This window comes from Photobacterium sp. HL06 (assembly GCF_059552575.1).
Map to the genome: position 1 here is coordinate 2687302 of NZ_CM183914.1, position 16532 is coordinate 2703833.

A 16532-nucleotide genomic window follows, 5' to 3' on the forward strand; every position below is an offset into this window, starting at 1 on the left:
GGAAGTTGTACAAGGGAGATGTTTGCCTCAAAGCTATCAAAACGAGCGACTCAATATCATTTTGATACTTGCTAATAAATAACAACTTTCACTTTCATTCATCACTTTCTTTCACTCTGTGGCGCTATCACACATTTGGATACTTTTCCTTAGCGTGAACGTTTTTAATGCTGCCATTGACCAATAACTGACACTCAATATCTCGTTAAGATCACGTTTAACAATGTAAGCCTCTGATTTGACTACAAGATGGTCTAAATCCTGCCTATTGCTCTGTGTCGAAGTCGCCACTGGCCTCAAGGTGTTAATCACGTAACTAAGGGAAAACCCTGCTGTCGTTTTGCTGACTACAAGACAGGCCAGTGTTTAATCCTCCTCGATGCAGCAATTCAAATTAACAAGTTGTTTGTCATTGGTGCTAACACCGTGCCAATGTAAGAGGGAGTAATACATGACGCGTTACAACCACGTAGGTAAAGACCTACCCCGTGTAGACGGCCAGGCCAAAGTAACAGGCCAGGCTATATATGGAGATGATATTAAACTGCCCGGCATGCTGTATGGTGTGTGTCGCTATACCGATATTCCCGCGGGCAAAATCTTAAGCATTGACACATCTGAAGCTGACGCCATTGAAGGCGTGGTACGGATTGCTACTTTCAACGATATTCCTGGCGACCCTACCGCTGGGGTTATCATTCGAGACTACCAGCCTATTTGTAGCGATCTGGTCCGCTACAGCGGTGATGTGATTGCAGTTGTTGCCGCCGAAACCTATGAAGCAGCCTGCCTGGCGGCCGATAAAATCAAGATAGACTATGAACCATTCGATCCGATCAGCACGGTTCATGAAGCGCTAGAGAGCGGTGCGAGACTTATTCATCCGGCATCAGGTTCCAATATTGTTGCCGAGCACCATACCCACAAGGGCGATGCTGATCTAGCTATTGAACATGCAGATGTCATGCTTGAGCGCACCTACCGGGTTGGCTTCCAGGAACATGGTTATATCGAACCGGAGTCTGTGACTGCTTATCAGGATCCGACCTCACGGGATCTCATCGTTACCGGATCGATTCAGAATCCTCACCGTGTGCGGGGGTTCGTGGCCAGCTTCATGGGGATCAACCAGGCCAAGGTTAATGTTTGTCGCGCAGTCATGGGTGGCTCGTTCGGAGGCAAAGATGACGGCATCGATCACCTTGCCTGTAGAACGGCCTTGATGGCCACGCTCACGGGTCGACCGGTGAAATTCAGCTATACCCGTGAACAGTCCATCATCGAGAGTACCAAGCGTCACCCCTATCACATGAACTACAAGGTGGGCTTTAACCGCGACGGCCGCATTCAGGGTATCAAAATCAATATCCTTGCCGACGCCGGTGCCTATGCCGCCTGTACGCCATTTGTGACTTGGCGATCTGTAGTTCAGGCAGCTGGCCCCTATGACATCGATCATGTCCGCGTTGATATCAAAGGGGTTTACACCAATAACAGTATGTCAGGGGCGATGCGGGGATTTGGTTCACCGCAGATCATCTTTGCCAACGAGTCACTGATGGACGAAATCGCCGAGGCCTGCCAGCTTGATCCAATCGAAATACGGGCAATCAATGCCTTGAAGCAAGGCAGCCACAGCATTACCAACCAGCCATTCGACAATCATACGGTCTCTGCGACAGAAGTGCTCCGCAAGGCCGCAGTCCAGTCTGAGTTCCTGGCCAAGCAGGAACACTACCGTAGCCTGAATGCTGGAATCGACCCCATTAAGTATGGTGTCGGCCTGGCATTAAGCTATCGGGGCTGCTCAATGGGTGCCGAGGGCGTCGATACCTCCAGTGCTCTAGTCACTGTCAACGCCGACGGTAGTGTCAACGTCTCTACCGGGGTATGTGAAAACGGGCAAGGGTTACAGACCACAATGTCTACTCTTGCCGCCGAGGTTCTGGGCCTTGAGCTGAATGCTGTCAACTTTGTCGAGCCTCCGACATCGCTGATTGCCGATGGCGGCCCCACCGTGGCATCACGGGCGACGATGACAGGTGGAAATGCCGTAAAAAATGGTGCCGAGACTCTCAAAAAACGGATTTTCGAGGTGATCAAAACCGATCTTGGGGTTACCAAGTTAGAACAGACTCTCTGGGCTGATGGGCTAATAAAAAACAAGCAGGATCCGGCTAGGCAAATAACCTTTGCCGATGCGGCCAATAGCACCAAATGGGCGAGGGTCAACCTTGCAGCCTACGGCTGGTTCGATCAACCTGCAATCCATTGGGACGAAGATAAAGGCTGCGGATCCCCCTACTTCACCTGGGTCTATGGCTGTCAGGTTGTCGATCTCAAGGTCGATACCAGTACCGGGAAAGTTGAACTGCTCGATATCACAGCCGTCCATGATGTCGGCCAGGTTATCAACCAAGTCGGCTTTGAAGGCCAGGTTGCAGGGGGCATAGCACAAGGTGTTGGTCTAGGGGTACTCGAAGACTTCAATATTGAGCACGGTAACGTCAAATCAGAAAACCTCGATAGCTACCTGCTACCGACAATCAAAGATATCCCGGCACTAACGATACAGGCAGTTGAGAATGCCGATAACGGCGGGCCATTCGGGGCCAAGAGTATCGGGGAGCCGGCTACAGAGCTTGCCGCCGTTGCCATTACCAATGCCGTTGCATTTGCCACCGGTACTCGCCATCGCCAGCTGCCGCTGACCCTTGAGCAGGTTTACCTTGGCTACAACCTTAGAAAACCAGCCAGGCAAAGTGAGTTAGTACATGCTTCGGAAGAGAAAAAGCAGACTCATCGCCTCAATGGCTTTAGCGTCGAGAACCCTCAGTCGCTCGATGATGCCCTTGCTCTGCTTGCTAACGGCCAAGCCACGGCCCTCGCTGGCGGGACTGACATTCTGGTACAAGGGCGTTTGCAAAGCACACCGCGCCAGCTGATCAACATTGCTAACCTGGACGAGCTTTGCAGTATTGAGGAGACCGACCATGAGGTTATTATTGGTGGTGGTATCAACTTCAACCGCCTGACTGAGCATCCAGCGGTGAAGGCGCATTTCCCACTACTCTCAGAGGCTTGCCACACTATTGGCTCAAACCAAATTCGCAACCGGGCAACCATTGGCGGCAATATCGTCAATGCTGCACCCTGTGCGGACTCTGTTCCCCCTCTCGTCATCTACGATGCCGATGTTGAACTGCGTACCGCCAATACCACCCGCCGATTGCCGCTGTCTCAGTTCATCACAGGAGGTTATCGTACCGAGTTGCAGCAAGGTGAATTGCTCACCCGGGTATTTATTCCAAAACTGCCACACCCGCATTATATCCAGCACTACCGCCAGCTCGGTCGACGAAATGCACTCAACATTACGCGACTAAGCCTGACGTGCCTGATAGACACCGATAACAGTGGTGTAGTTAGAGAGTGCCGTTTGGTTGACGGGGCATTGTTTAGCAAGCCACAGCGGCTCACCAACGCCGAACAGGCACTGGAAGGCAAGCCACTAACCGATCAAAGTATCCACCAGGCCAGCCAAGTGCTGATGGACATGATTGATTCTGCCATCGGCGGTCGCTGGTCTGCCGTCTACAAGCAGCCGGTCTACCTCAATATGTTCCGTGATTTGATGAATGATATCCGCATGCAACCAGAGAATACCGAGTCTTCGCATAACATCGCCCCTTCGCAAGGAGAAACACTATGAGTCTGTTGGCAACAAACCTAACCCCGCTGGCAGTCACTGTTAACGGCAAGAAATACCAACTTGAGGTTGATGGCAATACCCGCCTGCTCGATTTGCTGCGAAATGAACTCGGGCTTACCGGTACCAAAGAAGGTTGCGCCGTGGGTGAATGTGGGGCCTGTACCGTGGTAATGAACGGCAATGCCGTCTGTTCCTGCATGGTATTGGCCGCACAGTGCAACCAGGCTGAAGTAGTTACAATTGAAGGACTTAAAGACGACCCGCTTGCCCAGCACTTGCAACAGTCATTCATTGAAAAAGGCGGTGTCCAGTGCGGCTTTTGTACCCCTGGGGTACTGATGAGCACATGGGCACTGATGAAAAAGCATCCAAGGCCTGATAATGCCGCGATCCTCGATGCCCTTGAAGGCAATCTATGTCGCTGCACTGGCTATCAACCGATCCTGAATGCGATAAACGCCGTCATCGACGATATCGCTCTGTAATTGTAGCCCCCTGCCTATGTAGGGGGCTTGCTTTGTTCCAAATCATCAGCGCATTAGCGTAAGGAAACAACCATGCAATTACTCTACACCCTAAACCAAAAGCCCCCCAAAGGGGTGACCTTCTTTCTGGCCCTTCAGCATATGCTGGCCTCCATTGGTGGTATTGTGGCCGTCCCGTTGATAGTCGGCGGGGCAATTGGTCTGCCGGAAGGTGAAGTGGTTACTTTGATCAGCGCTTCCTTGTTTGTCTCAGGGCTTGCAACCATTGTCCAGTGTATCGGGGCCGGCCCTATCGGGATCCGCCTACCTGTGGTCATGGGATCAAGTTTTGCCTTTCTCGGCACCCTGATCGCGATCGGTAAAACATCCGGAATGTCGACGATCCTAGGCGCGGCATTTGTCGGATCCTTCATGGTGATCATTGCCAGCTTCTACATGGAACAGATCCGCAAGCTGTTTCCAAACCTAGTAAGTGGTGTAGTGGTAACCCTGATCGGTCTGACTATCCTACCTGTTGCGATGAACTGGATCGGTGATGCGCCTGCTGGCGATCCAGATTTTGCTTCGCTACCCAAGATCTTTCTGGCAGCAGCCTCATTGGCTGTGGTGATCGGTGTCTCTGTCTTTTGCAAAGGGGCCATTGCCGCCTCGGCCATTGTCATTGGCCTGGCCGCTGGCTATGTGTTGGCTATCCCGATGGGCATGGTCGATCTCACCCAGCTATACGAGGCACAATGGGTCGCTTCTCCTGAACCTTTCAAATACGGTATGACTTTCTCGATGCCAGCAATTATCAGTATGACCTTGGTCTACCTGGTTGTTGTCGCAGAAGCCACCGGGGACTTTATGGCCTTAGGTAGCAACTGCCATGTTGAGGTATCCGGCAAGGATCTCAAGCAAGGCTTGCTCGGAGATGGCTTGGGCAGTACCTTCGGGGCAATGCTATCGGCCATGCCTGTAGCCAGCTTCAGCCAGAATGTCGGGATCGTCGGGATCAGTGGTGTTGCCAGCCGCTTTGTGGTTGCCGTTACCGGTATCCTGTTAGTATTAGGCGGCCTGTTTCCGAAACTTGCAGCACTGGCAGTAACCGTTCCCAAACCCGTACTTGGCGGGGTTGGTTTTGTGATGTTCGGGATGATTGCCTATGCGGGGATCCGAATGCTGCTCAATGCTGCTGATTCCAGACGTAACGCATTGGTTGTCTGTGTCGGGCTTGCTTCCGGGCTGGCCGTCACCCTTGAGCCTAGACTACTACAGCACTTCCCCGAAGATCTGAAAATGGTGTTCCACTCGGGGATCACCACCGGTACGCTAGCCACCGTCGTTCTAAACCAACTATTGCCAAAATCGAAGAAAAAGGCGACATCTGACGAGAAAATGACAGCAAAAGGGATCTTAATCAAACCGGACAAGCACGCAGCGCGGCTACTCCAAGCCAAAGCGCGACGAGCTGAGCAGTTGGCGGCAGAAAAATAAGCCATCGATGAGCTAAAACCGAACCGGGCCTAGGCCCGGTTTTCCTTGATGACACGACGAAGAATTGCCGCAATCAACTCGCTAGATAAACGCCCTTACGATAAAATTGCTCATCATCCAGCTGATCTAACAAAAAACAAGCAAGATGATGTTTTGATATCTTACTGCCCTGAAATTGATTACTGCTATACCTTAATGGCTTGCTCGATGGCTCATCAATGATCCCGCCGCAGCGGGCGATGGTCCAGTCGATATCAGACTTGCTCAATAGCTGATATTCCTTTTCGCGATCAACACACAAATCACCTAAGATTTTTGGCGCAAACATGGTCAGCATAAAATGGGTAAACAACCCATTGTTATCTCCAGGCTGTTTCAAACTCGCCCCACCAGTTAATAAGAATCGGCGAATGCCATGCTCCTTTAGTAATGGCAGCAATGTCTGGGTACTGCTGGAACAGAGCATCTCTTTGGCCGCATTCTTAGCCTGCTTGATACTCTGGTTTATACCTGCCGGGCCCAATGTTGACACCACAGCATCAGCCCCTTGCAACAGTTGATTCAAACTCTCGCTGCTGCGAGCATCGCCCTCAATCACCGTTATGTTTGCATGCGCCTGCACTTTTTGAGGACTACGCGCCAATACCCGTAGGGAATAACTACGAGATAATGCTTCACTGATCACTTGTTGTCCCGCACGCCCGGTAGCCCCAATCAAGGCTAATGTTCTAACCGTCATAATAAACTCCTCAAATTACTTTGACGGTATTATTGCACTTGCTGATTGATTGGATTAGTCGCTAATATTGCGCACATCTGATCCTAAAAAGGTATCAATGGAATGTTACTTAACTACTTAAAGCCAATGGCAGTGTTTGCGACAGTGGTTGAAACAGGCAGCTTTACTGCGGCTGGAAAACGTTTAGACATGCCCCGAGGCAAAGTCAGCGAACAGGTCAGCCGACTAGAATCCTATTTGGGAGTTAAGTTATTTCAACGTAGCACGCGTAAAGTCGCTATTACTGTCGAAGGTGAAGCGCTGTATCAGCACGCACAAAAGCTGCTTCGCAGTGGCGTATCTGGTGTTGAAGAAGTTAAAAGTTTTGCCGAGGAGGTAAAAGGGACGATTCGCATCACCACCACCAACGACTTTTATGAATATCAATTATTGCCCATACTTAAAAAATTTCACCACAAATACCCTAAGATCCAATTTGATCTGCTAATTACCGAAGAAACACTTCCCGTGATTGATGACTCAATTGATCTGGCAATACGCTCCGGTGACTTGCCCGATTCCAACCTCATTTCGCTACCTCTGACGACGACTCAGCTTAAAGTGTATGCCAGCCCTCTGCTTCAACAGCCTCTACCCAGCCACCCAGAGCAGCTAAGTCAATTTGATTGGGTAGCTATCAGTGAAAATGAAAAAGTGGAGTCAGTCACACTAACCCACCGCCAAGGTATGCAAGCCAGCTTTGTGCCTAACTATCAGCACCAAGCCAACAGCATCTCCAGCTACCGCCAATTAATCGAGCAAGGGTTCGGAGTGGGTTTGATGGCAAAATTGACCGCTGATATACTGGTTGAGCAAGGACGGCTTACCCCGTTATTGGAAGATTGGTCTTATCAAACCATGCCAGTATCACTGCTCTACCCCGCACGGCTACATATGGCCAACCGCACTCGTTTATTGATAGAAGATATTCGCAAGGCAATGGCTGAGCAGCCACCAGTCCAGGAAGAGAAAGAATAAAATAAAGGGCTAGCGAACCTTTGAAGATTAACCAAAACATTTTTTTAATTTGATAGCCAACGGCTCAATATCTGTAAGTGCGACATTTCCAAAACCAAGCACAACCGATCGCCATTCACGTCTAGCCTCCTTTAGCGGTATATGTTCATAATACGAGAGTGGCCTGACAATAATGCCTTGTTGCTGCGCAGCAAGGCAAAACTGATGCTCAGACAGCCCACCGTACCACCTTACAGTCACATGAAGACCCGCCGCCTGGCTAACAACCTCCCACTGCTGGCCGAAATGCTTGCCTATCGCCTCTATCATCACGCTATGTTTTTGATGGTATAATCGGCGCATCTTCCGAATATGCCTCAGCAGATCACCTTCGATGATGAAATCAGCCAAGGCGGCCTGCATATGATTAGGTGTATCACCACTAATGGCATCTTTTATCTCCAGGCAGCGCTCAACCAACGACTCCGGCACTACCATGTACCCTATCCTCAGTGCGTTGAACATCGTCTTACTGAACGAGCCAATATAAATACAACGGCTGGCAGAACCTGATTGGCTGGCTAACCCCTGTAACGACGTATACGGACGGTGGGCAAATTGAAACTCGCTATCGTAGTCATCCTCGATGATCCAGCTATTACTCTGGTTCGCCCATTCTATGAGTGCTAGACGCTGCTCGGTGTTTAGGCTGGTGCCAAGCGGATATTGGTTGCTCGGGGTGATATAAAGAGCTGCCGCCTGCTGCTGCAAGACTTCATCCAACTTCAAACCCTGCCTTGGTGAAACGGTAACAGGACATAGTTCAACCCGGGATAAAGCCAATGCCTTTCTCATCTGGGTATAGCCCGGATTTTCAACCAACACTTTCTGCCCTGCCGCCAATGTCGCCATAATAGCGATAGAAAGGGCCTGCTGGGCGCCCGAGGTGATAATAACCCTGCCAGGTGCACAATCAACCGAGCGGCTCGATGACAGGTAATGGCTCAGGGCCTCCCTTAGTAACGGCAAGCCCTGAAGATCACTATGGCCCGATAACACCGGACGGGATAAGTGCCTTTGCACCACCCGTTGCCACTTACTGTAAGGAAAGGCTTTCAAGTCCGGAATACCGGGTGCAAATGGTTGGTTCAGCGAATCGAATGGGATCGAGTCATGATCGGCAGGACAGTTAGAAGCTACTTTTTCACTGGATGTTTGTTGTCTGTCCATCTGCAGCTTTCCCGTTTGCAAATAGCTCTCAGGAATAGCCACTGCGACAAAAAAACCGGATCCCTTGCGGCTTTCTATATAACCTTCGGCGGCAAGCTGCTCGTACGCGGCGATCACGGAATTCCGGCTGATCCCCAACGCATCGGCAAACTTACGCGTTGACGGTAATTTACCGCCATTGCTCCACAACCTGTTGATTATCTTGTTCCTCACAGCATCAAATAACGCTTGCTGAAGCGTCGAACAATGAGAAGGCAAGGCAAAGTCACCGATATCAATTGGCGGCATAACTGGATCCATACTCTTAATGAAACTGGCTCTCTTCAAAATACCAGTTGATAGATATATTACCAACATATGGATTACAGGAGGAAGCCACGATGCTATCTAAGACCGCAAGAACAACCATCAAAAAAGGCGCGCACAAGGCAAGTTTCGATGTTAACGAGATCTATAACATAATTGATGAAAGCCTTCTCGCGCATGTCTCCATCATCGATTCCGGGATGCCGGTTGTGATCCCGATGCTGGCATGGCGGGTTGATAACAACGTTTATGTTCACGGGGCACGTAACAGCCGATTGCTAAAAAACCTCAAAAGTGACGAGCAAACCTGCCTGACATTTACGTTATTTGATGGCTGGGTATTGGCACGATCTGCAATGCATCACAGTGCTCATTACCGTTCTGCGGTAGTATTCGGCCAGTTCGAAATTATCGAAGACAATCAGGAAAAAGACAGGTTGCTTAACCTTTTTGTTGAGCAAATTGCTCCCGGTCGAACCCAGCATATTCGCCTAGGCAGTGAAAAGGAGTTAAATGCTACCGAGTTGCTATCAATAACCCTTGATGAGGTATCGGTGAAAATTGCCAACGGGGGCGTAAATGATGATCGCGCTGACTTGGATATCCCGGTTTGGGCAGGCGTTCTCCCCTACCGAACGGTGGTTGGCCCAATGCTAGATACGCCAGATCTCGCCGAAGGGATTGTACAACCAGATTACTCTGAAGCTTATGGTGCTCGCTGGCATAACTTAGATTAGATTCAACGTTATCAATGATGAAGGACATTCAGATGGAACAAGCTCCAATTAAAGAACTAATCACATTCGATGATTTTGAAAAACTCGACATTCGAGTTGGTACCATTACAACCGTGTCAGAAGTTAAAAAATCCGAAAAATTGATGAAGTTAACAGTAGATTTTGGTGATCATGTTCGTTCCATTCTCGCCGGTATAAAGCAAGAACGTGACAATCCATACGAAATTGAAGGCAAACAAGCGCTGTTTGTTGTGAACTTGCCAGAGCGGAAAATGGCCGGAGAAATCTCTCAAGGGATGCTTTTCGATATTGGTTATGCTGACAAACTCACGCCTTGCTTAGCAGTGCCGGAAGTTAAGATACCAAACGGAAGCAGAGCGGGATAAGATTAACTTGCGTCCAGAGCCTAACAAGGCAAGCACAAGCGCTCCACTTCACTCAGAGGCTCAAATAAAGGATTAGGTGCGCTTTGTCGGTTCAGCAGAGCACACCATTTTCCAGCATCAAACCGCGCAACTTACAATGAATATTCCAAGGCTAAATTTTCTTGCGGCATGGGTTTGGCAATGTAATAGCCTTGGGAGAAGTCACAACCCTGCGCTATCAAATAATCGAGCTGTTCTTGGTTTTCAACCCCTTCAGCCACGGTTGTCAGCCCCAGCACATCTGCAATAGAAATAATGGCACTTACAAGCTTGGCCGCCTCTTCTTCATCGGCAATATCTCCGATAAAGGAACGGTCGATTTTCAGCGTATCAAACGGAAAACGCCGCAAATAGCTCAGCGATGAATAGCCAGTACCAAAATCATCAATGGCTAGACGCACCCCCATCTCAGCAAGCACTTCTAACGTTTTACGGTTCCCCTCGGGATCATCTAGCAGCACGCTTTCGGTAATTTCCAATTCAAGTGCTGTAGGCGGCAACCCGGTTTCAGCTAATACCTGCTCGATAGTCTGGACAAAATCAGGCGCCTTGAGCTGGTGGCCAGATACATTGACTGCAACGTATCTAGGCATCCCTTTGTCCCTATGCCATTGCTTGGCCTGCCAGCAGGCCGTTTTCAAGACCCAAAGACCAATATCGACAATCAGCCCTGTGGATTCTGCCACAGGAATAAACTCCGCCGGGCTAACTTGCCCTAACGCAGGGTTGTGCCAGCGCAATAGCGCCTCAGCACCAACCACCTCACAACTGGTTGTCGCAACCAAGGGCTGGTAATGCAGCGTGAATTCTTGGCGCTCCAGTGCCCGGCGCAATTCAGTTTCCAGCTTAATCTGTGCCTGGGTCTGCTCGTTCATCTGCTTGGTATAGAAATAGTATTGGTTACGGCCTGCCTCTTTGCTCTTATACATAGCGATGTCGGCATTATGTATCAACTGCTCATAATCCGAGCCATCTTCAGGAAACAGAGTAATACCGATACTGGCGCTGATTGAGACTTCATTTCCGCCCACAGACAAAGGCGACGAGCATGCCTCGGTAATTTTTCTCGCGACAATTTCCGCACCCGATGCATCCTTGAGTCCTGTCAATATGACAGTAAATTCATCCCCACCAAGACGAGCAACCGTATCACTTTGACGAACACACTCTGTTAAGCGCCTAGACACTTCAACCAGCAGCTGATCACCCGCACTGTGCCCTAGGCTATCATTGACATTTTTAAACAGATCCAGGTCGATGAACAACAAGGCAACAAGTTTCTGCTCGCTCACGGCCCTTTCCAAGGCATATTCTAACCGCTCAAAGGCCAGTACCCGATTAGGTAGCCCCGTCAAGTTGTCATAGTTTGCCTGATGGTAAAGCTGGTTTTCATATCGTTTACGCTCGGTGAGATCAGAAATACTGATCACCAACGCCATTTCTTCATCATGAACAACCTGGCGACATGAGATAGATGCCCAAAACAACTCACCGCTGGATTTCTTCATCTGCAGCTCAAACCCTTCAAGGCGGTTTTGTTGCTGCACAGCAGACAGGAACGACTGAACATCATCCGCCCCATAGAAAAAATCACTGATACTCCGCCCAACGAGGGAACCACCTAAGTGGCTAAACAGCTCATGAGCCTGCTGGTTGGCATATAAGAGACAGTGTGTGCTCTGGTTAACCATCATGACTGCGGTTGGCGAAGCTTGAGCAATCGCATGGAAATGCTGCTGACTCTCATGCAATGCCTTACTTATCTGCCATTGCTTGTAACTTTCTCGATACTGCAACCACATGCTAAGGCCCACACCAGCAGCCAGCACTATTGCCAGCAGCATGAAAATCCTTTCATTCTGGTTAGGTCCTTGCTCATAAGCGTTTAATCGTAGCCACAAGCTGCCAGGGGTTGGCTTAATCGGTACTGTTTTTGATAACCCTGCAAAAGTTTGGCCATCGCTATTGCGATAAAAAACGTCTCCAGCCGTATTGAGCACTTCAATTTCATAGCGAGCAGCGAGAACCTTGGAGATCTCGCTATCAAGCAACTCCTTGATCGAATAGACTCCCCCCAGCGTGCCAAGGAATTTCCCGCCTTTGAAAATAGGAACATACAACTCGAAGGCCGGTTTTCCCTGAATCACCATAAAGGGTTTGGTATAGGTAGGTTTATGGCTTTTATAGGCCAGTCTGGATGCTCGCTCAGGCTCAGGCAGAGACAGCTTAAGACCAAGCACCTGCTGGTTACCTTCAAGCGGAGCGGTATTGCGAATAACAAAATCGCGATCAGACCAGGTAACATTAATCAATCCTGAGTGATCATTAACATAACGCGAAAGCCTTGTCTGAAAAGACGAAATATCAAGCGTACCTTGGGCCAACTCCTGCGCAACCAGCAACAGATATTCACGATCGGCATCCAGCTTTCGCTCAAGATTGTTAGTTATTTGCCCTATAGAGCGTGTAAGTTGATATTTCTGTACCGAATCATCACTTCCCTTAATAAAGCTGTGAAAGCCAATCACCGCAGCGATAATCGCTGTTGAGGTCAGTAAGGGAGATAACCACCCTGGTGGGGTGAACGGGCTTTTAATAGATAAGCTTGGCAGTGGCTTCAGTTGAGTGAAACGTCTTGGCTGGCGGTCTGAGCTTACCCTCTGCTGTGTTTTTGCCGGAAACAGCACAAAACCAACCCCGCACAACAGGACTAAAAATGCAGCCGTGATCGCCTTAAAGATTATTAGGTTATTGTTTCTGCTAAGGCTGGTTATTGGCATTGCAGCCATTTCCCAATACCCATCAGGCATGTTCACCTGTTTGGTTATTTCTGATTGCTCAAAGACCTGTGGTGAGCCAAAGAAAACCCGACCCTGGCTATCCCGGAGCGCCATAATGATATTGGCCTCCTCGCTCATCAAACCCGCATCTTCTATAACGGGAGCGATATCAAGAACCATACTGACGAGCCCCCAGTAGCCTTTGGCATCATAGATTGCCTTTCTAGCGACGAGTCCCAAACCACCTTGCCGAAGTTCATAAGGGTCCGAATGTGCTATATCCCGGCTTCCAATCGCACGAAGAGAAACAGTTCGTACTCCTGGATGAGGATCATTAATAAGATCATGACCGATCGCTCTCTCATTGCCATCTAGCGGAGAAACGAAATCGATAACACCTCCAGGGGCGATGGCAAAATTGCGTATCCCCTCATCAGATGAGCGCAACCCTGCAAGAAAAGTCTCTGCTTGTTTTTTTTCAGATTCAGCAGTAATAGTCGAAAATTGAACAATATCCGTCTCGACAAATGACCCCAGCGCATGAAGTAGTGTCAATCGTTTGTTAATCACCGCAGATAAGCTCTGAGCGTATTGATTCAACTCATATTGCGTTTGGATCGAATACTCATCTTCCAGATAAGACTCATACCAATGAGCCAGCTGCCACCAAGTGCCGAGGCATAGTATGACAACAAGTAAAGATGCAGCACGCCGCCTGAAGAGAGCAAGGAAATCGGCTTTGGTTGGAGACGACACGGAATCCATCATATTCGGAATTCTTCTTATTTTTTATTAGGCCGTTAAGCGCACTAAGCAAGGGCTAAAGCATTTAGAAAAGGAGATTATAAACGGATAAAAGATAACCACAAATATGACACCGAACACACAGCATGCTTGATAGCAACTCAAAATTACTTTGCCACGGTTAAGCACCAACATAACAAACATCACAGTAAATCGTGTTCATACGGGTTAACAGATAGCATCGGGCAATCTTCAATAGAAAAAACATAAAAAATACATATAATTGTCGTCCTTTTATACCCAATTAGGCTGTCAGAAGTGTTATGGATGGAATCAGCGATGAAAGATTACTTCGCCTGATCAAAGTGACCCCGGTAATTATGGTGGGCATATTCACGCTCATCATAAACTTGTCTGTGATCTACAATAACCAGGCAAAAGCTAAACATAATATTGAGCTATTACGTACGGATATCATTGAACGCCAGCGCACACTGTCAAAAAATCAAGTTCAGCAAGCTGTCATGCAAGTTGAATATGAAAAGAACCGCGCCATTGAGACGCTAAAGGAAAATATCCGAGACCGCACTTACGAGGCCCACGCGATCGCAACATCGATCTACCAACAAAACAGCGATAAGTCGAAAGAGCAGGTTACTAAGTTAATCACAGATGCATTGCGTAATATCCGTTTCAATGACGGACGCGGCTACTTTTTCATCGATCAGATGGACGGTACCAACGTGATGCATCCGCTTCTCCCCCACCTTAAAGGTGTCTCTAGGTGGGAGTTCACGGACAGCCGTGGACAATATGCGATGAAGAAAATGATCCATCTTGTAGAAACTGAGAAAGAAGGTTACCTGCGTTGGTGGTTTATCAAGAACAAAAAAGATACCGAAGAGTTTGAAAAAATTGGTTTTGCCAAATACTTCGAGCCCCTTGATTGGTTAATTGCTACAGGTGATTACATTGTCGATGTAGAAAAAGATATTCAAAAAAAATTACTTAATCAGCTGACCAACATTCGCTACGGCGATAGCGGATTCTTCGTCGTACTTAACCAGGACGGAACGTTGCTTGCTCACGCGGCACCTGAGTATGTAGGGTTAAACCATATCAACAGACAAGACAGTCAAGGCAATTACTTTGTTAAAGCGATGCTCGAAGCGGGTAAAAATGGCGGTGGCTATGTTCAATTCCTCGGCCCGCCTACGCCACTGACAAACGGTGAAACGGAGAAAGTGAGTTATGTCATGAATGTTCAGGGTTGGAACTGGACAGTCGGAACAGGTTGGTATGTCAGCGAGCTGAACGAATTCATCGAACAACGCCAATCCCAGCTAACAGAACAAAACCAGCAAGAGTTAGTTAAGATTATCCTACTAAGCCTGCTACTCACCGCAGCCGCCCTTTTTCTTTCCATCCGTTTAAGTAAAGCTACTGCCCGTCGCTTCAGGTTATTCCAACAGAAAATCAACAGTGATTTTCGTAAGTTGCAAGCAACCAAAAACCAAATGCAGTATATGGCGCAGCATGATGCTCTCACCGATCTGCCTAACCGCGCCCTTCTCCATGACAATATCTACAAAGGAATAGAGCAAGCCACGATATCTAATAAGCTGCTTGCTGTGATGTTTGTTGATTTAGATGATTTCAAAAAGGTCAACGACCTACATGGCCATACCGTTGGCGATCAGCTCCTGAGTGCCATTAGTCATGAATTTAAGAAAATAATCGGGCCTGGCGATACTGTCTCACGTTTCGGTGGTGATGAATTTATTTTTTGTTTTCAAGGGCTAAATAACGAACACTGTGCACGAAAAAAGGTTGAACAGATCAAGCAGGTTTTTGCCAATCAGTTTTATATCGACGGTAAATGGATCTTCTCTAGCAGCAGTATTGGTGTAGCCATGTATCCTGCTGATGGCAAAGCTCCGGAGGAGCTGATCAGCAAAGCCGATATTGTGCTGTACAAGTCCAAAGCTCGTCATAAGGGAGAAGTGCTTTTCTACGACGACAGCATCAACAAACGGGTTCTCTATGATTTCACCCTAGAAGAGCAATTAAGGCAGGTACTAGACAATAATGAACTATCCGTCGTCTACCAACCGCAAATTGATGTCACTACCGGGCGTATTAATGGTGTTGAAGCACTTTGCCGCTGGCACAATAAAAAACTCGGCCATGTCTCTCCCGTCGACTTCATCGCCGTGGCTGAAAATATCGGTATGATCCATGACATTGGTTGGTTTGTGATCAAGCAAGCCTGTTCAGATTTTAAAGGGTTTATACAATCCCAGCCTGGGCCTGTCTCATTATCTATTAATATTTCACCAAAGCAGCTCATACAACCCGGCTTTGCAGAGAAGATCACTCGTGAAATACGCGTCAATGGTATTGAAACTGATTCGATCACGCTAGAAATTACCGAGAATATCCTGATCAGCGACATTGTCTCTGTCGCACCGATCCTTGAGCAGCTGAAAGCGCTCGGTTTTGGACTCTCCCTTGATGACTTTGGTACCGGATACTCTTCACTGAGTTACCTGAACAACTTGCCGATCAGTGAAATCAAAATCGACCGCTCGTTTATCGACAAGCTTCTTACCAGTAGTGAAAGCGAGTCTCTGGTCAAAGCCATCATCGCGATTGGCAAATCATGCAACATGCAGATAGTCGCTGAAGGTGTCGAAACCCAAGAGCAGTACCAGCATCTAAGTCAATATCACTGTAATGTCGTACAGGGGTACTTTTTTGATAAGCCGCTCTCTATTGCGGAATTAATGGATAAGTATGCGATCACTAACCAAGCGACAGGTATGCCACAATAATAGTGCGGTGTTTAACTGGAAAGAGTTGGAAGGGCAGCGGTTGTAACTGCCCCCTACTTGCTATAACG

Annotated in this window: 10 protein-coding genes; 7 read left to right on the top strand and 3 right to left on the bottom strand. The window is 48.4% G+C overall.

Translation table 11 applies throughout. From position 1 onward, the window contains the following. Positions 1–451: 451 nt before the first annotated feature. From AC51G0_RS12385 to AC51G0_RS12395, 3 genes are all read left to right on the top strand, one after another. Entirely contained in the window at positions 452–3712 is a 3261-nt protein-coding gene (locus tag AC51G0_RS12385; RefSeq protein WP_496298791.1) for a molybdopterin cofactor-binding domain-containing protein, read from the top strand. Then, the gene (locus AC51G0_RS12390; RefSeq protein WP_496298792.1) at positions 3709–4197 is read left to right on the top strand and encodes a (2Fe-2S)-binding protein; all 489 of its coding nucleotides are present in this window, start codon (positions 3709–3711) and stop codon (positions 4195–4197) included. Before AC51G0_RS12385 ends, AC51G0_RS12390 begins: the two co-directional genes overlap by 4 nt. A 72-nt stretch (positions 4198–4269) precedes the next feature. Then, positions 4270–5673 (top strand): nucleobase:cation symporter-2 family protein, encoded by a 1404-nt coding sequence (locus tag AC51G0_RS12395; RefSeq protein WP_496298793.1) that lies wholly within the window; start codon positions 4270–4272, stop codon positions 5671–5673. Positions 5674–5746: 73 nt separating this feature from the next. On the opposite strand, the gene AC51G0_RS12400 is transcribed toward AC51G0_RS12395, so the two are convergent. Beyond that, complete coding sequence (locus AC51G0_RS12400; protein WP_496298795.1) at positions 5747–6412, bottom strand: NAD(P)-dependent oxidoreductase; 666 nt, start codon at positions 6410–6412, stop codon at positions 5747–5749. A gap of 102 nt (positions 6413–6514) precedes the next feature. Between AC51G0_RS12400 and AC51G0_RS12405 the strand changes: the two genes are divergently transcribed. Then, positions 6515–7429, top strand: a complete 915-nt coding sequence (locus AC51G0_RS12405) for a LysR family transcriptional regulator (protein WP_496298796.1) — start codon at positions 6515–6517, stop codon at positions 7427–7429. Positions 7430–7456: 27 nt separating this feature from the next. Here the strand turns inward: AC51G0_RS12405 and pdxR are convergent, their stop codons facing one another. Further along, positions 7457–8926: a MocR-like pyridoxine biosynthesis transcription factor PdxR gene (pdxR, locus tag AC51G0_RS12410; RefSeq protein WP_496298798.1), complete on the bottom strand. Its 1470-nt coding sequence runs from the start codon at positions 8924–8926 to the stop codon at positions 7457–7459. A 92-nt stretch (positions 8927–9018) separates the two neighbouring features. On the opposite strand from pdxR, the gene AC51G0_RS12415 reads away from it, so the two are divergent. Both AC51G0_RS12415 and AC51G0_RS12420 read left to right on the top strand, forming a co-directional pair. Then, entirely contained in the window at positions 9019–9681 is a 663-nt protein-coding gene (locus tag AC51G0_RS12415) for a pyridoxamine 5'-phosphate oxidase family protein (RefSeq protein WP_496298799.1), read from the top strand. 32 nt (positions 9682–9713) lie between these two features. Further along, positions 9714–10067, top strand: coding sequence for a tRNA-binding protein (locus AC51G0_RS12420; RefSeq protein ID WP_496298801.1), 354 nt, complete (start codon positions 9714–9716; stop codon positions 10065–10067). A 131-nt stretch (positions 10068–10198) separates the two neighbouring features. Here AC51G0_RS12420 and AC51G0_RS12425 read toward each other — a convergent pair whose 3' ends face one another. Further along, positions 10199–13654: a bifunctional diguanylate cyclase/phosphodiesterase gene (locus AC51G0_RS12425; RefSeq protein ID WP_496298803.1), complete on the bottom strand. Its 3456-nt coding sequence runs from the start codon at positions 13652–13654 to the stop codon at positions 10199–10201. Between the two features lie 299 nt (positions 13655–13953). On the opposite strand from AC51G0_RS12425, the gene AC51G0_RS12430 reads away from it, so the two are divergent. Next, entirely contained in the window at positions 13954–16464 is a 2511-nt protein-coding gene (locus AC51G0_RS12430; protein WP_496298805.1) for a bifunctional diguanylate cyclase/phosphodiesterase, read from the top strand. Positions 16465–16532: the final 68 nt, after the last annotated feature.